Annotated in this window: 22 protein-coding genes; 13 read left to right on the plus strand and 9 right to left on the minus strand. The window is 46.7% G+C overall.

The genetic code is table 11. The annotated features are described in order from the left end of the window. Positions 1 to 4: 4 nt before the first annotated feature. Entirely contained in the window at positions 5 to 1,471 is a 1,467-nt protein-coding gene (locus E0698_RS15735) for an RICIN domain-containing protein (protein WP_192512164.1), read from the minus strand. A gap of 211 nt (positions 1,472 to 1,682) precedes the next feature. Between E0698_RS15735 and E0698_RS15740 the strand changes: the two genes are divergently transcribed. Both E0698_RS15740 and E0698_RS15745 read left to right on the plus strand, forming a co-directional pair. Then, on the plus strand, positions 1,683 to 2,381 hold the full coding sequence (locus tag E0698_RS15740) for a 4'-phosphopantetheinyl transferase family protein (RefSeq protein ID WP_025681877.1): 699 nt from the start codon (positions 1,683 to 1,685) through the stop codon (positions 2,379 to 2,381). 85 nt (positions 2,382 to 2,466) lie between these two features. Beyond that, complete coding sequence (locus E0698_RS15745; RefSeq protein WP_192512165.1) at positions 2,467 to 4,056, plus strand: amidohydrolase; 1,590 nt, start codon at positions 2,467 to 2,469, stop codon at positions 4,054 to 4,056. Between the two features lie 71 nt (positions 4,057 to 4,127). Here E0698_RS15745 and E0698_RS15750 read toward each other — a convergent pair whose 3' ends face one another. From E0698_RS15750 to E0698_RS15760, 3 genes are all read right to left on the minus strand, one after another. Continuing rightward, positions 4,128 to 5,750, minus strand: a complete 1,623-nt coding sequence (locus E0698_RS15750) for an S-layer homology domain-containing protein (protein ID WP_192512166.1) — start codon at positions 5,748 to 5,750, stop codon at positions 4,128 to 4,130. A gap of 156 nt (positions 5,751 to 5,906) precedes the next feature. Then, on the minus strand, positions 5,907 to 6,758 hold the full coding sequence (locus E0698_RS15755; protein WP_192512167.1) for a DegV family protein: 852 nt from the start codon (positions 6,756 to 6,758) through the stop codon (positions 5,907 to 5,909). Positions 6,759 to 6,790: 32 nt separating this feature from the next. Then, entirely contained in the window at positions 6,791 to 7,264 is a 474-nt protein-coding gene (locus tag E0698_RS15760) for a hypothetical protein (RefSeq protein ID WP_134910467.1), read from the minus strand. Positions 7,265 to 7,483: 219 nt separating this feature from the next. On the opposite strand from E0698_RS15760, the gene E0698_RS15765 reads away from it, so the two are divergent. Further along, a complete protein-coding gene (locus E0698_RS15765) occupies positions 7,484 to 7,867 on the plus strand; it encodes a DUF423 domain-containing protein (protein WP_192512168.1) in 384 nt (127 codons plus the stop codon). A 111-nt stretch (positions 7,868 to 7,978) separates the two neighbouring features. Here E0698_RS15765 and E0698_RS15770 read toward each other — a convergent pair whose 3' ends face one another. From E0698_RS15770 to infC, 4 genes are all read right to left on the minus strand, one after another. Further along, positions 7,979 to 8,527 carry a hypothetical protein gene (locus tag E0698_RS15770; protein WP_192512169.1) on the minus strand — a complete coding sequence of 183 codons (549 nt, stop codon included), beginning with the start codon at positions 8,525 to 8,527 and terminating at the stop codon, positions 7,979 to 7,981. Between the two features lie 624 nt (positions 8,528 to 9,151). After that, positions 9,152 to 10,123, minus strand: coding sequence for a GDP-mannose pyrophosphatase NudK (nudK, locus tag E0698_RS15775; RefSeq protein ID WP_192512170.1), 972 nt, complete (start codon positions 10,121 to 10,123; stop codon positions 9,152 to 9,154). Between the two features lie 2 nt (positions 10,124 to 10,125). Beyond that, the gene (locus E0698_RS15780) at positions 10,126 to 11,310 is read right to left on the minus strand and encodes a MerR family transcriptional regulator (RefSeq protein ID WP_192512171.1); all 1,185 of its coding nucleotides are present in this window, start codon (positions 11,308 to 11,310) and stop codon (positions 10,126 to 10,128) included. A gap of 260 nt (positions 11,311 to 11,570) precedes the next feature. Then, positions 11,571 to 12,086 (minus strand): translation initiation factor IF-3, encoded by a 516-nt coding sequence (gene infC, locus E0698_RS15785; RefSeq protein ID WP_192512172.1) that lies wholly within the window; start codon positions 12,084 to 12,086, stop codon positions 11,571 to 11,573. 227 nt (positions 12,087 to 12,313) lie between these two features. On the opposite strand from infC, the gene E0698_RS15790 reads away from it, so the two are divergent. From E0698_RS15790 to E0698_RS15805, 4 genes are all read left to right on the plus strand, one after another. Beyond that, positions 12,314 to 13,309, plus strand: a complete 996-nt coding sequence (locus tag E0698_RS15790; protein ID WP_192512173.1) for an ABC transporter substrate-binding protein — start codon at positions 12,314 to 12,316, stop codon at positions 13,307 to 13,309. After that, complete coding sequence (locus tag E0698_RS15795) at positions 13,306 to 15,354, plus strand: iron ABC transporter permease (RefSeq protein WP_149095340.1); 2,049 nt, start codon at positions 13,306 to 13,308, stop codon at positions 15,352 to 15,354. Before E0698_RS15790 ends, E0698_RS15795 begins: the two co-directional genes overlap by 4 nt. 155 nt (positions 15,355 to 15,509) lie before the next feature. Next, a complete protein-coding gene (locus tag E0698_RS15800; RefSeq protein ID WP_192512174.1) occupies positions 15,510 to 15,821 on the plus strand; it encodes an ArsR/SmtB family transcription factor in 312 nt (103 codons plus the stop codon). A gap of 76 nt (positions 15,822 to 15,897) precedes the next feature. Beyond that, on the plus strand, positions 15,898 to 17,055 hold the full coding sequence (locus tag E0698_RS15805; protein ID WP_192512175.1) for an MFS transporter: 1,158 nt from the start codon (positions 15,898 to 15,900) through the stop codon (positions 17,053 to 17,055). A gap of 82 nt (positions 17,056 to 17,137) precedes the next feature. Here the strand turns inward: E0698_RS15805 and E0698_RS15810 are convergent, their stop codons facing one another. Beyond that, positions 17,138 to 17,368, minus strand: a complete 231-nt coding sequence (locus E0698_RS15810) for a helix-turn-helix domain-containing protein (RefSeq protein ID WP_134910460.1) — start codon at positions 17,366 to 17,368, stop codon at positions 17,138 to 17,140. A 186-nt stretch (positions 17,369 to 17,554) separates the two neighbouring features. Here E0698_RS15810 and E0698_RS15815 point away from each other — a divergent pair, with 186 nt between their 5' ends. The 6 genes from E0698_RS15815 to E0698_RS15835 all read left to right on the plus strand — a co-directional run bounded on the left by E0698_RS15815 (position 17,555) and on the right by E0698_RS15835 (position 22,242). Then, positions 17,555 to 18,211, plus strand: coding sequence for a hypothetical protein (locus E0698_RS15815; RefSeq protein ID WP_192512176.1), 657 nt, complete (start codon positions 17,555 to 17,557; stop codon positions 18,209 to 18,211). Between the two features lie 81 nt (positions 18,212 to 18,292). After that, complete coding sequence (locus E0698_RS26960; protein WP_222934653.1) at positions 18,293 to 18,406, plus strand: putative holin-like toxin; 114 nt, start codon at positions 18,293 to 18,295, stop codon at positions 18,404 to 18,406. A 78-nt stretch (positions 18,407 to 18,484) separates the two neighbouring features. Beyond that, a complete protein-coding gene (locus tag E0698_RS15820) occupies positions 18,485 to 18,730 on the plus strand; it encodes a hypothetical protein (RefSeq protein ID WP_187644902.1) in 246 nt (81 codons plus the stop codon). 24 nt (positions 18,731 to 18,754) lie between these two features. Further along, positions 18,755 to 20,224: a sensor histidine kinase gene (locus E0698_RS15825; RefSeq protein WP_192512177.1), complete on the plus strand. Its 1,470-nt coding sequence runs from the start codon at positions 18,755 to 18,757 to the stop codon at positions 20,222 to 20,224. A 199-nt stretch (positions 20,225 to 20,423) separates the two neighbouring features. Continuing rightward, on the plus strand, positions 20,424 to 21,530 hold the full coding sequence (locus E0698_RS15830; protein ID WP_149095343.1) for a PD40 domain-containing protein: 1,107 nt from the start codon (positions 20,424 to 20,426) through the stop codon (positions 21,528 to 21,530). Positions 21,531 to 21,567: 37 nt separating this feature from the next. Then, positions 21,568 to 22,242 (plus strand): VOC family protein, encoded by a 675-nt coding sequence (locus E0698_RS15835; RefSeq protein ID WP_192512178.1) that lies wholly within the window; start codon positions 21,568 to 21,570, stop codon positions 22,240 to 22,242. Positions 22,243 to 22,618 lie beyond the last annotated feature (376 nt).

Consider the following 22,618-nt stretch of genomic DNA (forward strand, 5'->3'; position numbering starts at 1 on the left):
TGAACTAATCTACTTTCACTACACGAAAATGCTGATTCGTTCCGCCGTTATCCCCCCATTGAATCGCTTTGGCTCCATCGGAGGTAGTGCCTTCGGAAATGTCGATCAGCTTGCCCGTTGCCCGGTTTTTCAGTTTGTAATAACCTCCGGTTACAGATACCAGTTGCCATTGCTGGCTGGACCAGCCTCCGTCGCTCCATTGCTCGATGACCGCGCCGTCCGTCGTCGCTCCGTTTTCAACGCCGATCAGCTTGCCACTGTTGCGGTTGACGATTTTGTGATATCCGCCGGCCGCGTCTTTGAGCTGCCATTGCTGGCTGGATGCTCCCGAATCCGCACGCTGTTCCAGATCCGCTCCATCCGTGGTTGCACCGTCAATTACATTCAGCGGCTTGTTGCTCTTGCGGCTTACCAGCTGATAGTATCCGTCCGGATCAATGGCGATTGGCGTAGTTACGCCTTGAACCACCCCGCTGGCGGTGTCGATGTTCATACTGTCGAACCAGTCCATAGCCAAAGAAGTCCCGGTTGGAAAACGCAGCGGCAGCCATACATATTGTGAATCCTGCACAGGACCGCTCCACGCTCCGGCCCAACGGTCGCCCAAATACAGGTACGAGGTCGTCTGAGTACCTTCTACCGGAATAACGTAGGCCGATTGTGAACCGTAGGTCGTACTGTCTCCGAAGTTAATCGTGTTGCTCCACGTTCCCTCAATGCTGGATGCCGTAGCATACTTGGCCTGGTTGGGATTCCAGCCTGTTGCCCCGGATGTGATCAGGAAGTAGACGTCTCCTTTTTTGAACATTGCCGGAGCTTCACGATATTGTCCCGGCCAGAGTGTGGTCACTAGCGCTTCAACTTGCAGAAAATCCGGTGTCAGACGATAAATGTTCAAATCGGCATTCACACGGGTAGCAGAAATCAGGTAAGCCGTACCATTGTCGTTGTACACAGTCATATCCCTTGAATCGTAATCCAGTGGACGGAAGCTGCCCTGATAGGTGTAATCGCCGTCCACAGTATCGGAAGAGGCAACTGCCACCCGGGCTTCGTTGTAATTAACTCCATTTTCCTTGTGCATCCACAATACGTATTTGCGTGTTTTCTCATTATAAATGACTTTTGGGCGTTCGATATTCGAAACATTCAGCTCTACTGCCGAACTGCTGGTCAGCACGTTTTTGCGGAACTCCCAGTTTTTTAAATCAGAGGAACGGTAGGCGGAAACAGCCTTGAATGTGCCGTTGGGGTTGCGATTTTCACCAAACCAGTAGTAGTAACCGTCTACCTTAATCATACCGCCCCCATGAGCATGAACCACGTTTCCAGCAGTGTCTTTAAACTGAATGCCATTCACAACATTCGCTGGGGCCGCTGAAGCAATCTTCGGTGAAAACATCTGGAAAATGCTCAATGACAGCAAAACAGCGAGCATAATGCACAGTAAGACGGCAAAATCATATTTCATTGTTTCGTCCCCCCTCTGTATTTTTTTAAAGCGCTTACAAAAATGATTTATACTGAATAGCTCTCTATGCTGATACCTATCACCCTGTCTGATGATGCAATGTGAGCAGCAAGAGGATTATATCCCAATTGTATCCATATTGAATTGAAAGTGCTAGAGTAGTATATTGACCATGTACACCGCACACTTATTACGGCATAGGGGGCCAACCATGGAAATATATGCGATTGACACGAGCAAGCCGGAGGCAGACGGTCATTACGAGTCACTGCTAAACCGGGTTTCGACTGAAAAGCGGCAGAAGCTGGATCGTTTTTTGCATCGGGAGGATGCTTTAAGGGGCTTATACGCCGATGTGTTGTTAAGGTGGCTGGCCTGTCGGCAATTGAAGGTATCTAACGCCAGTCTTCAGTTTACATATAATGCTTTCGGCAAGCCTTCCTTGTTGAATGCACCCGCATTCCATTTTAATGTTTCTCACTCGGGAAAATGGGTGGTATGCGCCGTGGATGATCATCCGCTCGGAATCGACATTGAACAGCTCCGTCCTATTGATTTTGAGGTGGGGAGGGTGTGCTTTTCGGACAAGGAGTATGATGCGTTGATGCGCCAGGAGGCGGAGAGCCGCTTATCTTATTTTTACGATCTGTGGACGCTCAAGGAAAGCTTTGTGAAGGCCGAAGGGCAGGGATTAACGCTGCCTCTAAAGTCATTTTCATTCAATTTAAGCGAGTGTCCGTTGATCGGTTTTACAACGGAAGGCTTTACCACCGAGTATTGTCATTTTAAACAGTATGAGATCGATGGACACTACAAAATGGCTGTCTGTGCAACACATGACCACTTTGCCGATCTGGTGCAGCAGGTAAACATACATACACTATATTTGGAATCGGCAGCACAGGCGTAATTTGAAGCACCATCCGACTGCGCAGTGGCGATATAGTAACTCTTAGTTTGGTTTATATAGTTGGAAAAAAGGGAGATGAGCTGCGTTGACGCTAACATTGTTCAAGCACGGCAAGCTGTATGGGGAATGGGCTACCAAGGGAGATTCGGTCATTGTACAAAATGGCATTATACAGGCCATCGGACAAGCACGGGAGCTTGAATTGCAATTGTCGGGTAAGGAATATGACACGGTGGATTGGGAGGACGCTTATGTGTTGCCGGGCTTGACCGACTCACATATGCATTTGTCCATGCATGGCATGAAGCTGGCGATGCTGGATTTTACCTCGGCTACTTCGAAGGAAGAAATGCTTGATATGCTGCGTAAACGGGTTGCGGTAACACCGCCGGGAGAATGGATTTTAGGGCTGAACTGGAACGAAAATGCGTTTATTCCTGTTGAGATTCCGACCCTATCGGAGCTTGATGCCATTACGGATCAGCACCCGGTATATTTGACTCGTACATGCTTTCATACGTTTCTGGCGAATTCAGAAGCGTTTCGACGTGTTGGTATTGGCGAGAACACCCCTGATCCGGCTTCGGGAGCCTACGGAAGAAATGCTGATGGACAGTTGAACGGATTGATTTATGAGGAAGCGTCCACTGCCTTTACAAGTGTGCAGCCAGAGCCGGATTATTCGGTTAAAAAAGATGCAATCCGCCGAGCTTGTCTGGATGCACTACGGCTCGGTTTGACGGCTGCGCACACGGAGGATTTGCGTTTTCTGGGCAGCGTGGACACCATGCAGCGGATTTACAGGGAGCTGAGGGAGGAAGGCATTGCTTTTCGTACGCATCAGCTCATCTATCATCCGTTCATGGAAGAAGCGAGAGCGCAAGGTTTGCGTGCTGGTGACGGAAATGAGTGGTTTAAAATCGGCGCGGTAAAAATGTTTGCCGATGGTGCGATTGGTGGAAGAACTGCGCTATTGTCTGCGCCCTATAGTGATGCTCCTCATACCAGCGGCATGGCGATTCAACCGCAACCAGAGCTGAATCAGATGGTGGCGGCTGTCAGAGCCGCAGGTTTTCCGGTCGCTGTACATGCGATAGGGGATGGGGCAGCGCATATGATTTTGACAGCGATGGAAGCCCATGCGCTAACGGAGGAAAGCGGTTTGCCGGATCGTCTGATCCACGGACAGGTGCTGACTGCCAATTTAGTTAAGAGAATGGCGAAGCTGCCGCTGATTGCAGACATCCAGCCGCGTTTTGTAGCAAGTGATTTCCCGTGGGTGCTGGATCGGGTTGGCGAGGAACGTACTGAATATTTGTATGCCTGGAAAAAGCTGCTGAGCGCAGGTATTCCATGTGCTGGCGGCAGTGACGCGCCGATTGAGCCGTTGGACCCTTTTCTCGGCATGCATGCCGCTGTGACCCGCACCAAGCCAGGAGAGACGCATGAGGGCTATCTTCCCGATGAAAAGCTGGACATTCACGAAGCCATTCATCTGTTTACCATCGGAAGCGCAGTAGCTGCGGGAGAAGCGGATGAACGGGGGGCGATGGCTGTAGGCAAAGCCGCCGATTTTACGGTCATTGACCGGGACTTGTCGGAGCGCCCACAGGCTTTGCTTGACGTTAAAGCACGTATGACGGTTGTGAACGGAATGGTTGCGTACCGGGCATAGACGGGCGATAAGGGTGTATGCAAAAAACCTTCAACCTCACGCTAAAAGTGGAGTTGAAGGTTTTTTGGCCTTTACAAACCACGCTGTGCGAAACGGTCTGCATTTTTCACGCTGGACCATAGATCAGAGCTTGCCCCGCCCGAATACCAGTAGGCGAAGCCTGCAAACCCTTTGTCCTGTCCCAGACGGTATTTACGGGTAAAGGATCGCCCTTCCTCCAGCCATAGCTTATGAAGCTGAGTATCCCTGTAGGAAACCGTATACTGCTGAATATCCTCATGCCAGACCGGTTTGGAGGTGGAACGAGACATAAGCTGGTTTTGCTCAATCAGGGAAATATCCGACGAAGCGACCGATTGACCACTCGCATTCAGGGTCCAGTTTCGTGTGAATAGAGGCAATGCCAATATCGCTTTATCCGGATCGGTGGTTAGTAGAAAGCGCCGTACGCTTTCACGGAGCCAAGGTAATGAGGATACGGAGCCGGGGGTTGAGCTGCCTCCCCAATGTTCGTCATATCCCATCAGAATCAAATAGTCTGCCGCAGCGCCAAGCTGCTCATAATCAAAGGCGGCTGTCCAGTCTGTACCGTAATCAGGAGATACACAGATTGCCAGTACAGCATTCAAGCCTTTTAACTTGGCTTTTAATTGTTGGATGAACAACGTGAGCTGAGTACGATCCTGACCATCTACATTTTCAAAATCAATCACAAGCCCATCCAGATGATGTGTAGATACGGCATTCGCAAGCTGAGTTATGGTTTTGTTCCGTAAAACATCACTGGATAGGATTTGGTGTGTCATCGTTAGATTGGAACGATTGCCTACCATCGCCCAGATTTTTTTTTGATGCTGTTTGGACCATGTGAGGAGCGAGGTGTTTGTAAGATCACTAATATTACCCGTTTCGTTTAGAAAAAACCAGCGTGGTGATAGGGTGTTGATGTTAGATTGAAGCACGGAGCTTTCAAACTGTTGAACGCTCTGATCATATTGCCAGCCTAGTCGGATGGAAGATGCCGTGGAGGCTGTTTTGGAGGCATGCTGTGTTGAATACGTCAGCAGCCGTTCCAGAAGTGCTGCTGTTTCTTCGCGGGTCAGGGAAGATGTGGGGCGAAATTGGTTGTCTTCCCCTTTCATAAAGCCGTAACGGTTCACGGTAGTTACAGCTTCAACAGCCCAATCTGCAATCTGGTCGGTGTCTGTAAAAGTGGAAACCGCTGCTCCTGATCCCGTCGAGCGTATGAGGCGTGCGATCATCAAGGCTGCTTCTTGCCGGGTTACAGGGCTGTTGGGTTGAAACGTGGCGGATGTCCCTCCCTGCACCACGTCAAGCTGGGAGGCTGCTTCAATCCATCCGTAATACCAGGCTTGTTTGGATACATCCCGATAGGAGGAGACCGATGCTTGTACAGGTTCCAGACCGAGTGTGCGATCCAGCGCGGTAACCCATTCGGCTCTCGTAACCGCCTTTTTGGGAGAAAAGTAGCCGGGCCGTGTACCTGCCAAAATTCCTTTGGAGTGCAGTGAGGTGATCGATTGATAAGCATAGCTGTCTGAAATATCCCGAAACGCCACACCGGCTGCGGCTGCGGGAACGGATAAACTTGAAGCGGATGCAGTTATTATAGTAATGGCGGCAGTCGCCAACAGGGTGAGTTTGGTTAGCAAGCGTGATCGTATGGGGCTCATACACAATAACCTTCTTTTTTATGATAGATTGTCAGACGAATCGCTCGTCACATGACGACTAATACTATCAAAAATAGTAAAGTTATTCATTGCTAAATTGTTGGAAAACACAAAAAAGCCCTTACCTGGTAGAGGCAAGGGACTTCACATTCGAAACTATTCTTTTTTGGCATACATTATACCAATCGTCTGTGGACCACAATGACTGGAAATAACACATCCGGCTGTTGCCATCAGCACCTCTTGCGCTCCCGTTTCTTCCTGCAAACGGGCTTGCAGCATCAGTGCATCTTCCTTAGCCAAAGCATGTACGACAATAATGATATCGTTATCCATATGTTCCCGCTGGTTCAGGGCATTTTGCAGCATCTGATCCAGCGTCTTTTCACGTTTGCCGCGGACTTTGTACGCAGGTGTCATTTTTCCGTCTATTACTTTAATCACCGGACGAATTTTGAGCAGACTACCGATCAGATTTTGCATCCCTGAGCATCTTCCGCCTTTGTACAGATATTCGAGCGTATCAATCACGAATTCCGTGTCTATTAAGGGGCGGGTTCTCGTCAACATGCCCACAATCTGTTCCATTGTACTGCCGTTGGCTGCAGCGCGTGCGGCCTTTATCACGAGCATGCCAAAGCCGCACGACAGATTCAGGGAATCAAAGACAGTAATGCGGCCTTCCGGGAACTCGGAGGTAGCGAGCAGCGCATTTTGGTAGGTTGAGGACAGCTCGGAAGACAGACTGATATATAAAATGTCGTCCCCTTGTTCTATGTAGGGAGCAAAGGCTTGAATAAAGTCCGATGGAGAAGGTGCGGCGGTTCGCGGCAAATGTCCCTCACGACTTATGCGCTGAAATAACTGTTCTGGCTGGATATCCACACCATCCCTTAATGATTCATCCCCAAACACCGTATACAATGGTACAATGCCAATCTCGTACTGTTCGCGCCATTGGACTGGAATATCACTGGTACTGTCCGCAAAAATTTTGATTTTGTTCATACATTGAATCCTCTCTGTGTGATGCGGAGATATTATAAGGATTGCACAGAGGAAGGATAGATATCCGCTGTGTTACTCGGAACGGCAAGACCCATGGCCAGAAGTGCAATGAAGCCCAAAATAATGAACGCATTAATGATTAGCCCTGCAATGGCAAATGCTTTCTTACGGTTCTTCAACGCAATTCCAATAATGCCGACCACAAGCCCGGCGCAATTCAATAACAGACTGCCTAAAAATACAAAAGGAAGCAGGACGGTTCCGGTTTGTTGCAGAACAACTTCTGGGTCCAGGGTTTGGTATTGGCTGAAATGAGCCAACAGATTAATGACCATAACAGCCAGAATGATATACCCGATCAGGCTGACGAGCGACATAATAAAAGAAGCAAGACCGGGACCGGAATGCTTGAGCTTGACTGGAGGCTGGAAGACGGGAGCTTCTGAAAAAACAGGATGCTCCTCAGACGCAACAGGCTTTTGCAGATTAGGATCTTGGTTACTCATCTTTTCAACTCCTTGAACATTATCCGAACAGGTACTAATTTTCCACAAAATGAACAAAAAAGCAAGGGACCTTACACATTACCCTCCAAAAGACAGGGTTTAATCATGGAATTCTGTAGGGTTTAAATTTAAATGGAGTGGCTGGCAAACTTCATATGGATTCGATAAAATAAGGAGATAGCTTGGATGAGAGTATAAGATGAAAAGGAGTACACAAACATGCAACGCAGATGGATAATTGTAGGATCTATAATGATGCTGCTGGCGGTAGCTATTGGAGCGTTTGGGGCTCATATTGTGAAAACACGGATCGACGCAGATGCTTTGGCTGTGTATGAAACTAGTGTGAAATATCATATGATTCACGCTGTCGGTTTGCTGATCATTGCATTGGCTGCGGGACAGTGGGGAGCGTCGACTCGTTTAAAATGGGCAGCGCGACTGCTGTTTACGGGAATCATTTTGTTTTCCGGTAGCTTGTATGTGCTGAGCTTGACCGGGATTCGTGTGCTAGGTGCCATTACCCCGCTGGGGGGCGTGTGTTTTATCGCAGGTTGGCTTTTGCTGGCATTAGCTGCCCGGGGTTTAAAGAAAGAGGATTAATTTAAATTTCCAGATCATATCACAAAAAAAAGAGAATCGCTTGGAAAGACATAACGTTTTTCCAAACGATTCTCTTTTTGCGTGTTTATTCATGATGTAAGTGTTTTACTTTTACGATGTGATTTCATCAATTTCATTCATTTTAAAGGAGTAAACCTGCTTCTCATCCACATGATACACACTCAACAAGCTATTATCATGATCCAAATTAAGTATGCGACACGGGATGCTTCGTTGTCCGCCATAGCGGTTCACGATTAACCGTACAAGCGTATTATCTTGTATATAACGTTTAATCCAATCATGGGTGCTAAGTTCTTGTTGTGTTACAGGCTTCGGCTGTACGTGGGATTGTTTGATCTCTTGAACGACAGGTGGCTTGTTCATGGCCGCGTCTAATTTTTTTTTGGAGAACTTCTCCGCAAGCTTAGCGGCAGCGTCAGATGAGCCGTTAGCGGCTGAATGTTTTTTTAGATACAGTGCAGCTTCGATTAAATTACCAAGTTCGATACCGGATTGAATCCGACTATCCGCAATTTGTTCGTTTTGACTCAAGAGGTTAAGCAGAAACTGAAGGGCCTCTACATTGGAACGACCTTTAACTAATACATCTACATTAAATAAATAACTGGCTTCGTCTTGATTTGATTCTGTTTTCATACATCCTCCAGCCCAAGCCCTGGGTAATTAGTCTTTTATAGTACCTATCAATATATCATTAAAACGAAATCTGTCATAGTACCTTAGGCCCTGTTATTAGGTATCAACAAAAATAGGGCCTGTATAAACGTATAAAAATTCCGGACGAAAAATGAGGAGGTGTGACCGTAGCTGTGGCTGAGTAGACTTTGAATAAGCCGATGAAAATACCAACTTGTACTATACATATACAGAGAATAAACGAGAGTGAGAGTGAAATCAAGCAGTTTGAATTTTAAATATTTCTTTTGATTTTTTCGATTGGATTTTCTTGGAGCAATATTATTTCTCCAGCAATTACTGAAACAGAAATAAAACCACTTCAAACATGTTTTAAAGGAATTTAATTGTAATATGTATGGAAAGTGAAGAAAAGTGAAGAATATGAGACTCCGTTAGTGGCTTTATCTGCGCTGACAAGTGATTTCAGGGAAGGGGCATTCTGTCGGATGCTCTTTTTCACTTGCCGTTATAGATAGCACGGTGGAACCCTAGCATAAATAACGGCAAGCTCATTTGAATGGTAAGTGTTGGAGCATGTAAAGTGTTCAGAGTGATTTAGGTTTAGCAATAGATGGACTAAGTCTAGGGTTGGGTTACTGGTGGGAGATCCTCAAGATGTTCGAAAATAAGCAGTTGCTTCTCTCTTGCGACCTTGACCATTTCATCAGCACCCTGCGAGGGTCCTCCAATTCGAAGCACTGCATCGCAGTGGTCTAGCAAGCGAATGGAGGACGGATGAAAAATGCGGTTGAAAACCTCATCTCCCAAAGAAGTGGAACCAGCTGTGGCGATTAGGGGCAATGCATACCACTCCCCTAGAACCGGTAAATGCCCAGTTTCATAAACTTGAAGAGCAATTTCATTCATGAACTGAACATTTTTCTCGATCAGCACGGGATCATCAGACGTTCCGGAACGATAAGGTCCCGCTATAAGAATATGCAACGAATTTGTTTTTTCCTTTAAAAGACCATGGATTTGAGCGTATTGGAGCAGCAAAATCGTCTTGGCATCACGAATTTCTCCGCTTTTGACCAAATTGAGCGCCTGAATAAAAGGAAGCTCTACCACTTCAATGTTTTCCTGATCATATTCAAGTCCACCACCCAGTCCTGTTGCCATATCTTCGTTATACTCTGCTACAAAAAAGTACAGGATTTCGGTAACCGATCCGGGCGACATGTAGGCCTCACCAACCTTTTGTACACAGTCGACACGGTATCCTGTCTCTTCCTCCGTTTCCCGCAGGATACTTTCCTCCGGTGTCTCTTTATCGAGCAGACCTGCACAGGTTTCGATAAGCATTCCCGTCTCATTACCGTTCTGGTAGGTTGGCATTCGGAACTGTCTGGTCAATACTATGGTTTGTTTTTTTCGATTATAAAGTAGGATTGTTGCTCCGTTGCCGCGGTCGTACACTTCACGGGATTGTGTCTCCCATTGGCCACTGTTTTTTTCATACTCGAACGTGACTTTCTTTAAGATGTACCAGTTATCCGATAAAAGCTCCTCTTTGACGATCCGTACTCTTGGTTGTTGCTCCATTGCTTTCATGTTCATTTCCTCCCTAGAAATATTCCATTTTCTTTCGTCAGTTGAAGGACACCAGTCTGCTTCAGGTTTTGGTTGACATGGATACGAAACATATCGATGGCCTTTCCTACAAGTCGTTCCCTTGCATTCATCGGAGTCGAAATCATATAATCGATCAGGGGTTCCGCTTTGTCTACCATCAGGCGGTCGTCGTAATGGAGCAACAGAAGATTAGAAAAGCATGAAGACAGCAAGTCCATTCCGTTACCTAGGTGGAACCGATGAATCGCTTGGTCTAATACGCGAAGATCGGGGTCGAAGGAAGCCGCCAAGTCCTCAAGCTCTTGAAGGTGTTGCGTACTCATCGTCGACGTGCAAACTAGTCCCCCGGGCTTTAGAACACGGTGCATTTCCTCAATCGCTCTGGAGATGTCCGAGACGTGATAAAGCATATTGTTAGCAAGCACCACATCGAATTGCTCTTCGTGAAAAGGGAGCTGTTGGGCGTCAGCCGACAAAAATTTAAACATTGCATTGCTGCTTCCTAAGCGGCAACGTGCTTCCTCCACCATTCCGCTGGAGATATCGGTAAGCGTGATGCGCCAGCTATTGGGAATTCGTTCGGCATTTCTTAACCAAAAGGTCCCGTCACCGCAACCCAACTCGAGAATATGGGCTTCCGGTGTCACCTCCAGCTGATCAAAAACCCAACGATGCCAGCCTTGAGGATTCGTACTGAACTTGTCGTAAAGATTGATTCGTGCTTGCAAGCGGGTGGCCGTCCGATATTGATCCCCCCAATTCTCTTCCTTCTGTACGGCTTGTATAAGCTCCGCGAAGCGATCCAAATCGGATCCATCGGCCAACTTTTCCAAAGCTTTTCGAATAGCATGGACGATATGTTCCGTATGAGCGATCTTCTTCTGGAGAATATCGAGCTGTGCTTCCAACGAATGTTTGATGTCCCCATCGGATATCAACTCTGCGTTTAAGATGTCTTTAATTTCTTGAAGAGATAGCCCAACATACTTCAACGTCTGAATCCGCTGCAGTCGTTTCACTTCCTTCACCGTATACTTGCGAGCAGAGCCAGAATGATGGTCTTCCGGGGTCAATAGTCCAATCTGATCGTAATATCGCAAAGTTCGGAGTGTCATACCTGTACTTTTGGCAAGCTGCCCAGTCGATAAATAATCTCCTTTGCTCAACAGGTTCTCCCTCCTTCCCATGCATTGATTTTCCAGTACAATCTACTAGGTTAGTATACTTGGTGACGTAACGTCACTAGCAAGTTAAATTTTTCGATAATTGAGTGTGTGGAAAACAGGGACCCTGCTGTATGGTTATCATTACGATTTTGATGAGGAAGGTAGAAGGGGGCCGAAACGGCCCCTTTTTCATTCTGTGTAAACAGCCTGTTTTTGCTTTGAGATGGGGTTCGCCGAATAAAGAAACGATACTGATTTACTCAACGCGGATTTAATTTCACCTGTGAGCCTTTGCCGCCCGTCTGGATTCCGGTTTCCTTCATTCCGGCTTCTTTCAGATCGACCAATAGCCGCTCTAACACCGCTTTGGCGGCGGCCGCTTCCTTGGCGCCGGACGATTTTACGACCAACTGCACCGGCTTGCCGGAGCGCAGATGTTTGTCTGCTTGGCGCAGCTTCGTGTCGTAGTCATGCTCCTCGATATGAGCAGTGAAGCGAAGCTCCTTGACCTTTTCCTTACTGCTCTTTCCAGCCATGTTGCTACCGCTCACCTTGCGTGTTCCGGTTTCCTTCTGCGCGAGCGCTTTTCCCTTGCCCTTAGCTACTAGGCTACATGGCGGAGGACTGCTCATCAGTGATGTGCAGACCAGATCCATTCCTTTGGATCGGGCCATAGCCAAGGCTTTCTCTCTAGAGACGATACCGATCTTCTCACCGTTGAGTCCAGTGAGCATGACCTCGGAAGCTTTTATTTGCTCGTTGATTAATACTGCCACGTAAATGAAGCCTCCCTTAAAAACAATGATAAAGCTATCATATACGGAACCCGTTTGCGATTCAATTTGGAATTCCGGGTAGCGGGCAGATGGAGCTTTCCAATGCGACATAGTACTTTTCTTTAGTACAATCTTTGTTGACAAAAATCATCAACCCCTATACTCTTTTACTGATAATGATTATCATTTTCTAATGAGACATATACATGCAGGGGTGAATGAGAGAAATGAAAAAGATGTTGAATGGTCTATTATTGTTTACGGTTTTTGCTATTGTATTGGCGGGCTGCGGATCAGTAGGGGATAGCTCGAAGTCGGAAGCCACTTCCGGATCTGAGCAGACAACCAAAGCGGCCGGGCCGGTTACGGTTAAAGACGATCACGGGGAAGTCAAGCTGGACAAGCCAGCCGAACGTATCGTTGTACTGGAATGGACGTTTACCGAAGATCTGATCGCGCTGGGTGTGCAGCCTGTTGGTAATGCGGACAACGACGACTATAAGCTGTGGGTCACACAGGAGGCGAAACTGGCTGATTCGGTCACTGATATCGGTACACGGGGCGAACCGAATTTGGAAGCGATCGCGGCGCTCAAACCGGACCTTATTATCTCTAACGCAGACAATAATGCAGCGATTTACGCACAGCTTAAGGGAATCGCACCAACGATAGAATACGATCCTTACAAGGGAAACGGTTATGATTACGACCGCATGGTCGAGATCTTTAAGCAGATCGCTATCGCTACTGGAAGAACGGAGCAGGCGGATAAAGTCCTAAGCGAACTTGACCAACATTATATTGAGGCAAAGGCTGCATTGGAAAAAGCGGGAAAAGCGAATTTCCACTACGCGCTGACTCAGGCTTTCACAGCTCAAAATGCTGCCAGCCTACGGATGTTTAAGGATAACTCGCTTGTAGTTGGGACGCTTGCGAAACTCGGTATGGTAAACGACTGGAAGTCGGACAAAACCGAGAAATATGGATTCAGCACTGTTGGCATCGAAGCTCTTCCGGCGGTACAGGACAGCCATTTTATCTACATTACGCAGAAGACGGACGATGTATTCGGAGCCGCGATGAAGAACAATTCAGTCTGGAAAGAACTGAATTTCGTCAAAGAAAAACGGACCTACCCGCTGGACGGAACAACGTGGACGTTCGGCGGCCCAATCTCATCTAAAGTGTTGGTTGATCAGGTGGTTGGAGTTCTGACGAAATGACCCGAGCAGACAGAACGAATTTGTCGAAGGCTTGGCGTGTAGGAAGCATTTTTGGGGGCGGATTGGCCGTCCTTATCGCGCTTTTTTTTGTAAGCTTGTGCTACGGAGAGGCGCCGATCCCGCTGCATACGGTAATCGAGGCGTTGACCCAGCGTCAGAATACGCTTGAGCACAATATGGTTTGGGATCTGCGGATGCCGCGTACGGTCATTGGAATCTTGGCTGGCGGTGCGCTGGCTATTGCCGGTGCGTTGCTACAGGCTATTACCAAAAATCCGTTGGCGGCTTCTGATACGCTCGGAATCAACGCTGGTGCCTACTTTGTGGTTGTGCTTGGCGCGGTGATGTTCCCCGGATTGCTGCATCAGGCTCCATTTCTGTTTGCCGCCATCGGCGGCCTGCTGGCAGCGGTGCTTGCTTACTTCATGGGCGGTGGGCGAGCTGGCAGTCCGATCCGGCTGGCGCTTGCTGGCCTCATTGTGTCTATGGTGCTCGGTTCGTTTACCGGAGCATTACATATTTTTTACTCCTTTGAAACGCAGGGATTGTTTCTATGGGGTTCCGGTTCGCTGGTGCAAAACGATTGGAGTGGCACTACTTATGCTTGGCCCTGGGTTGTAGGACTCTCGGTTATCGCGGTTTTACTGTCGAGGCAATTCGATGTGCTGGATCTGGATGAGTCCACATCCACGTCCCTCGGGCAAAAGGTGGGCTTGACCCGGGCGGTGGGAATTGTATTGGCGGTCTTGCTGTCGACCATTACAGTCAGCGTCATTGGACCCATCGGGTTTGTAGGTTTAGTGGCTCCGCATTTGGTGCGCTTAAGCGGCCTGAAAATGCATCGCTGGGTGCTGCCCGGTTCCTTCCTGTGGGGAGCATTACTCCTGACAGGCGCTGACGTGCTGGCGAAAATGGTCCACCAATCAAGCATGGATCTGCCGACCGGAGCAGTAATGGCATTGATCGGGGCCCCTTGGTTAATTTGGCTGATCCTGTGGAGGATGAAACTGCCTTCCGGCATCGGCGGACAGTCTTCAATGAACATAGGTGTGCGCTCTCGGAAATTACCGTATGGCAGGCTGGTCACATTGTTTGCGTGCGGGGCCGTGCTTTTAACCGTATTCAGCCTGATGTTTGGAGGAATGCGCATTCCGGTGGGCGATCTGCTGTCTGGCCTGTTCGGCGGTGAGAGCGCGAATTCGGCTTTGCTGCAGTTTAGAATTCCACGCACGCTGGTGGCGGCCGGGGCTGGTATCGCGCTTGCGGTCAGCGGTGTCTTGATCCAACTAGCCGTTCGCAATCCCTTGGCGGATGCCTCGATCATCGGGGTTTCTTCTGGAGCGGGATTCGGCGCGCTTGCAGTAATCATCGTCTGGCCCGGACTGCCTGTTTATGTGCTGCCGGTTGCTGCGATCGCCGGAGCGGCAGTTTCGGCGGCGGTGATCTTCTTTCTATCCTGGAACAAACATCTGAATCCGTCTGTTGTCATATTACTCGGCATCGCCGTATCAGCGATTGGAGCAGCCGGAATTCAGGTGCTAATTATCCAAGGCTCGCTGTGGGGCAGCACCGGTTATATTTGGCTGACGGGGAGTACCTATGCGCGAAGCTGGGCGCAGGTGACGACGATTCTGGCCTTTCTGCTCGTGTTGTTGCCAGTAGCCTGGTGGCTAGCTCGCCGCTTCGATCTTTTGGTATTTGACGATAGCAGCGCCATGGGACTGGGGCTTCCAGTGCGTCGCACCCGGCTGCTGGCGATGGCAGTGGGTGTGCTGCTGGCGGGAGGAGCGGTAGCCTGCGTGGGTACGATTGGCTTCATCGGGCTGATTGCTCCGCATATCGTGCGTACGTTGATCGGGCACCACGTACGCCGTTCCATTATTTTGTCAAGCATCCTGGGAGCGGTGATGCTGGTGCTGGCAGATACGATTGGACGGACGGTGCTTGCGCCGACGGAGATTCCTTCCGGGCTGCTGATCGCTCTGATCGGTGCGCCGTATTTCCTGTACTTGATGTATCGCTCCAATCGTAGTAAGTCAGTGTAGTTGAAGTGGTACGCAAAAAGGCTGTTTCCGAGCGGATTTTCCGTGGGGGAAACAGCCTCTTTTTATATAGACAGTTGCAGTATTAATTCATTTCTTCTGCAAAGCTACCTGGATTTTATATTTACAAATCTAATAAAGTAGATATAATGTACTTTATGGAACCGTTATTGATTTATAAAGCTTTGTCTAATGAGACACGCCGTCTAATTATGCTGTGGTTAAAAAATCCAGAGGAATTTTTTGATGAACAGGCTTATCTGAACCAAGGTCTTAATTTTCGAATCGGAGTATGCGTGGGGGAAATTCAGGCTAAAGCAGGACTTGCACAGTCTGTTATCTCAAGTTATTTATTAACGATGCAAAAAGCTGGTTTGTTGGAGTCTGAGCGAATTGGGAAGTGGACGTACTATCGTCGGAACGAAAAGACAATACAGGAATTTGCCGAGTACATCCAAAAGGAACTATAGACAGAAAGGAGGTTTTTTTTCGTAAAACACATCTATAAATCTGTATATATAAATATAATGGGGGCTTACATTTAAAATGAAACAGGTTAACTCTTTGCTTATTATTATTCTGGCTTTAGGCGTATTCGGCATTATTACAACGGAAATGGGGATTATAGGTGTTTTACCCCAGGTCACTCAAAAATTTAATATATCGACTTCACAGGCTGGCTGGCTTGTAAGTGTATTTTCTTTAGTGGTTGCTATTTCAGGTCCATTTCTGACCTTACTCGTTTCCGGTATAAATCGTAAAGTCATTCTGCTAACGGCTGTGCTCAGTTTTGTGATTTCAAATATGGTTTATGCTTTTACAACCGAGTTCGATGTTATGCTCATTTTCCGCATTCTCCCTGCTATTTTTCATCCTGTCTTTTTTTCGGTTGCCCTAGTGGTCGCAGCCAAACTTGTCCCGCCGGAAAAAAGCAGTAAAGCAGTCACCAAGGTTTTCGCCGGAATAACGGTCGGATTTGCTTTTGGCGTACCTTTAACTTCTTATCTCGCAGAAAAAATATCGTTAGAAGCCGCTTTCTTGTTTGGGGCTGTTGTCAGCATGATTGCCTTTACAGGAATCCTCATTTGGCTTCCTTCTATGCCGGTTAAAGAGAAAATGTCTTATGGAAAACAGCTCGGTATACTACGTAAACCTCAATTATGGTTCAATATCGTGACCGTTATTTTTATCTTTGCAGCTATGTTTTCTGTGTACAGCTACTTTGCTGAATATCTTGGTCAGGTCACCCATATGAATGGGTCATGGATTAGTATCATGTTAATGGTCTTTGGAATCATCATGATTTTTGGAAATTTTTTATTTGGAGGGTTATTACATAAAAATCTTATAAAGACCGTCCTTATGTTTCCCCTGCTTTATGTGATCATTTACTTAATTATTTATTATTTGAGTTCTTCTTTCCTTCCCATGGTTGTAGTCGTACTCATTTGGGGGGCAGTGCATTCCGGAGGGCTTATTATTAGCCAAGCATGGTTAACGACAGAGACGAAAGAAGCTCCCGAATTTGGAAACAGCTTGTTTGTTTCATTTTCTAATCTTGGCATTACTATAGGGGCCTCAATTGGCGGTTGGTTTATCTCTCACTTGGGAATACATCAGCTTATCTGGAGCGGAATGATGTTTACACTTCTGGCTTTTTTAACAATCATCATTAAAGTAAAAATGTTCAAATCTAATGCATGATAATTATTTACTAATTACGTAAACGTGGGACCCGTAAAAATAACTCTTTTCAGAGTCTATATTTTACGGTTCCGTGTTTTATTTAGAGCTTACGAATTTCAAATAAATCGTTAGGAGTGATATCGAAATAAACACACAATTTAGTGATAAGAGAGGCAGGTATACGCTTGTTCTCCATGTCTTTATTATGCATTAAATCCATAATCGTTGTTCTTCTATGGTTAATATCCTCAGATAGCTTCAATACAGACACATTGTGCTTTTCAATTATTTCTCCCAGTTTACAATATAAGACCCAATCCTTATTATCCATTAAAAAACCTCCAAAGACTGCATGTAAATTATTGCACATTAAACGTTCATGTGCTATACTGTGTTTGTATATATGATCGTTAAACGATCAACAAAATTTAATACTGATACCTTATCAAAGGGATGTACAACATACCCTTGGCTTTGCTATTGCCATTTTTCCAAAAATTGAATTGGGGATGATACCATGATGCCAAACACTAAAGCCAACAAACAAGTCATCAAAACCATTGTTCGTATGGGACAGGTTTGGGAGCAGACAGAAGAAAACGAAGAAGCTGGGCTGCACTACTATCACATTACAGATGCCCTCAACCGCCAATGGCAGACCATTGGGGTGAATGTTACTGATGCGATTCAAGTGTTTGAGAATGGGAACGATGGAGTGTGGACACGAATAATTCAACCAGCCCCATTTTACCCTGACCTGACTACTCACGATTTAATTCATATGCTCAGTATTGGCCCGGAGGCTTGGCGTATACGCAACGCTATCCAAATCATATTGAATAACGTGGAAAGACGCAATGCATTTGTGAATCGCATCGTGAATGTGAATGACGAAGATGTATTGAATCTATTATACAATATGAAAAAGGAATTTCTTAAGCGCGATCAGCTTTCAAACCAGAAGTTCATGGATTTATATGCTGTAAATCCTGTAGAGGCCTTATCGGTCTATTTTCTGGAGTCAGTGGATGTTCATACATATTGGGAGTGGAGCGAGGCAGGGGGTACATATAGTAAAGCCATTCAGTACAAACAAGTAAAGCCTGAAATGACTTTAGCTGAAGCTATTGAAAAGGCAGAAGATGAAGCCAGAGACTTGGTTTCAGGCTACTAATATCGTGTGCTATCATGTTTTTAACCAATCTATTGGCTTAGATGGGCGGTCGGTTTATCTCCTGCAAAGGAGGTGACGCCTGTGGAGGTTAAAGATGCGCTGACATTAATGATAATGTTCGGTACATTGCTGGTGACGCTGATCGGATTAGTCATCACAATTGTCGTTGCATTGAACCATAACCAAAAGAAGTAGATGAAAACGGATGGGTATTGATTTATGTTGAGAATGAAATGATCTTTGGAGGTAAACCGATGAATATTCGGATGTATCATGACTTGGGACCTGATACCTGAACCTAAGCATAAATGGGGAATTACAAGCTTGACCTTGCATCAATACGTTCAAATTCTCAACTTTAACGGTCAAACTCAGCGATCCGCAGAGCTTTTAAATGAAGAGGTTGTTGATTTGGAAATAGCGAAAAGTAAGGTATTGGATGAAGAGGATGTGCTTTTTCAATTTTCAGCGTTGAATGTAAATGCCAGGCTTTTGAGTGAGATAAAAGGAGACAAATAAAGAAAAGATGAGCGGTGATTATCCATGAGAATTAGCATCAAGCTGAAATTCAGTCTGTTCCTGGCTGTACTGCTTATTCTTGCTCTAGGCGTGCTAAGCTATTTCGTTCTTCAAGGGGCGGAAAAGAACCAGCAGACTCAAACCGAGGTTTATCTGGCCCAGCACGTCAAAACGGTTAATCTGCGAGTGAAGCAGACCTATTATACGGGTACGCGGCTGGAGCCGCAGACATTTATGAAGCAGCGAGGCCGGGGGCTGGCTACAGAGTTGGCCGGATTTACCGGACTGGGAGTCACGCTATATGATGCGCAGGGACTCCAGGTGGGCACCTCAATTCAAGATCATCCAGCGGTGGACCAGCAGAGTGGAGTAAATGCTGCATTGGCCTATGCATTGCAAAATAAAATTGCATATGAGGTTGTGGGGGACACACTCCTGTATCTGGCGCCGCTCCAAGGGCCAGAGGAACAAATGGGGGTAGTTCAGTTGCAATATTCACTCAAAAGTTCGCAGAGTTTTCTACGAACCCTCCAGAATTTGTTCCTGACTACAGGGATCGCGGTGCTTTTGCTAAGCTTCATCATTGGATATTTGTATTTTAACCGGGCAGCCGCAGCCATTGGACGGTTGAAAAAGGCGGCAGAGGATATTCGCCGCGCCGAATATATTCAGGCTCCTCCACTTAGGCGAAAGGATGAACTGGGCGAGCTGGCCGAGGGCATCTACTTTATGAGCATGGAGATTGAGCAGAGTATTGCTGCTAAGGATGAAGAGCAACGGAAGCTACAACTGGCTATCCACAAGCTCCAGGCGCTGGAGCAGCAGCAGAAGCAATATATCGGCAATATTAGCCATGAATTCAAGACACCGCTGACCTCCATTAAAGCTTACGTGGATCTGCTGAATATGTACGACGATGATCCCAAACTGCTGTTGGAAGCCAAGGCCAGCATCGCCCAAGAAACTCAGCGGCTATATGAAATGGTGGAGAAGGTGCTACAGGTGTCGGCGCTGGAAAAATATGATTTTGAGTCACAGGCCGAGCTGTTGGAGGTTGCAGAGGGGCTGCGCAATGTTTGTTCACGTATGAGCGGCAAGGCGGAACGCTTCGGTATCACTATTTCCTGCGATGCGAAGCCAGCCCACATCTGGATTGATAAAGAGAGCTTTATGCATATTTTTATTAATTTGCTGGATAATGCGATTAAATATAATGTCCCTCAAGGAACAATTCATGTCTACAGCGAACTTAGAGACAACCGGGTAAGGATCACGATCCGTGATTCCGGCATAGGCATTCCTGATGAAGCCAGAGAGAGGATTTTCGAGCCCTTCTACACGGTCAACCGCGACCGATCCAGGCAATCGGGCGGCACGGGACTGGGACTGTCACTGGTGCGCAATCTGGTCGAGAAGCAGAATGGAAGCATTACGCTGCTGGAGTCGGAAGGCGAAGGTTCGGTTTTTGAGCTATCTTTTCCGGCTACATCTTAACAGGTCTGCACTCTGTATCAAAGCTACGCAAAAAGTTTACAACTTGGAAACAAGCAGGTGTGGTTTAGAAATACTCCTCCAGTATGCTTAGAGTAAGCAAAGGCTACACAAAACTCATGATTAGGCTCCACAGCGAGTTTTGTATGAATCGAATTCAATCATGTCTATGCTGTACAATGTTTTTAGGGGGAATCATGCAATGAACGTAAATATCCACAGCAAGCCGGGCAAAACAGGACTCATTCTGCTCGCTACGGCAATTCTTCTGTCCATGACTGCGTGCAGTACAGGAAACACAGAGGCGCGGCAGGTCGTAGAGAAGTCCGGCAAAAAGATTACCGTGATGGATAACACCACTGAATCCGTATACACCAAGTTGAAGCTGGAGGGCATTGCTAAGATCGAGGGTGTGCGCGGGATGGATTGGGTGAGTGAAGGCACGCTTGCGGTTGATAAAGAGAACAGGAAGCTTTCCCCCGTGATAATTGAGGGAGAAAAACGTTATCCACATAACCTCTATCAATATGATCTTGCTTCCAGTGGGGAGACGCCGCTGCTGGAGGGGGAGAACAGCTACGGATTTGCAAAGCTGTCCCCTGACAGGAAGCATATGCTTTATCAGCAATTGTATGAATCCACAGGAATAGGCTACATCATGAATCTTGAAACCGGCGTTTCCGTGAAGATGTACGATGCAGAGTTTATGGCCGGGGAAGGCGTATGGGAGGATACAGGTCACGTTATTTTTCCCAATATGGAAGGGGACATTATCAGGGCTGATGTGAACGGAAAAAGTGAAGTCGCAGTCAAGACTGGACAGAGAAGTGTTTCTAGCGTGGCTCAGTCGGGAAACATGATCTACTATGTTGCAATGGGGGAATTGATCGCCTATGATATCGAAACCAAGCAATCCGAAGTCCTGAAAAAAAACGTCTGGGTGGTCCTTCCTTCCCCAGATGGCAGCAAGCTGGCGGTTGTAAAACACACCAAACCTGGGGAGAACGTATTGGTTCTTTGCGATACCAAAGGGAAAGAACTGTCCACATTGGCTTCGGGTATGCAACTGTTCGGCACAAGCTGGTCGCCGGATGGCAGCAAGCTGGCCTATGCGGTTTCTGAGGATGGAGATAAATACCGTTTTTTCATTACAGAAGCAGAAACAGGGGAGCAAACCCCGGTTCTGGGCGATAATGGCATAAGTGATCAGTTACGCTGGAGCCCTTCCGGTAAAAAGCTGTTGATTCCAACAGGGGTTTTGAAGGACACTAGATATCAATCTACGGCTTACGTAATCAAGTTATCTTAAGTATAAATCATTTATTTTAAGGAGGATGACGAACGCGATGAAAATAACAGAAGTGCTCTTAAATACACACCGATTGGATGCCATGAAAGATTTTTACGGCTCTCTCTTGGATCTGGAAGTTCTGGAGGAAACCGCTTCACGATTGTCATTTCGAGCTGGCGAATCGGTTCTTGCTTTTCAGGAAGATTCCCTCATGGAGAATGAGTTTTATCACGTTGCATTTGCGATTCCAACGAATAAGTTCATTGAAGCAAAACAATGGGTAATCGACCGGGGTATCTCATTGATTTCAAGAACCAAAGAGGATGAGTTTCTTTTCGAAAGCTGGAATGCAACAGCACTTTACTTCTATGATCCAGATCATAACCTCATCGAGTTCATCGCTCACCATTCACTCGATAACGCTGTAGATGAAGCTTTCGGGCCAAAGGCTCTACTTCGTATAAGTGAGATTGGCCTTCCTGTAGATAATGTTCCAAAATTTTGTCAAACCATCACAGAAGTGTTCCAACTTGATTCATGGGGTGGAGCTGGGCCGCAATTCACGCCGCTAGGGGACGCGGAAGGATTATTAATTGTAATAGACAAGCAGCGGCCTTGGTTCCCGGACGATAGGATGCCGCGCGAGTACAACACCAAAGTCTTGATTAATAGTACATGTCCTGCCAGTCTTTCGCTTCAAAATGGCTTGTACGAATTGAAATCAATCTGATTTAGAACTTCTCGCTCTAATATGAGACAGGAGGAATTCACTTGGCAACGATTGCTGAAATGTACAGGCATTTAACGATGCATCCGTTGATTTCGGAAGAAATATGAAACCACATGATTTGTTAAATGAAGCTATTTCTCACACAGGCATCATAAAGAGCAGATCGTGAATTTTCTTCAATCCATCGTCTAAAACCCATCTGTAGAGTGTTGTTATTTAATACCCTAAATAAAGGATCGAACAAGTGTACCGTTATATGGTATATTGTTCCTATAATAAAAGGTTTATTTATTCATAAGGCGGCACATTTTGGTCACTTTCATGGCGATATTGTAGAAGTTACACTTTGAAACCGATTAATGAATCGGAAGGTTGT

Source organism: Paenibacillus sp. 23TSA30-6 (assembly GCF_014858585.1).
GTDB lineage: Bacteria > Bacillota > Bacilli > Paenibacillales > Paenibacillaceae > Paenibacillus.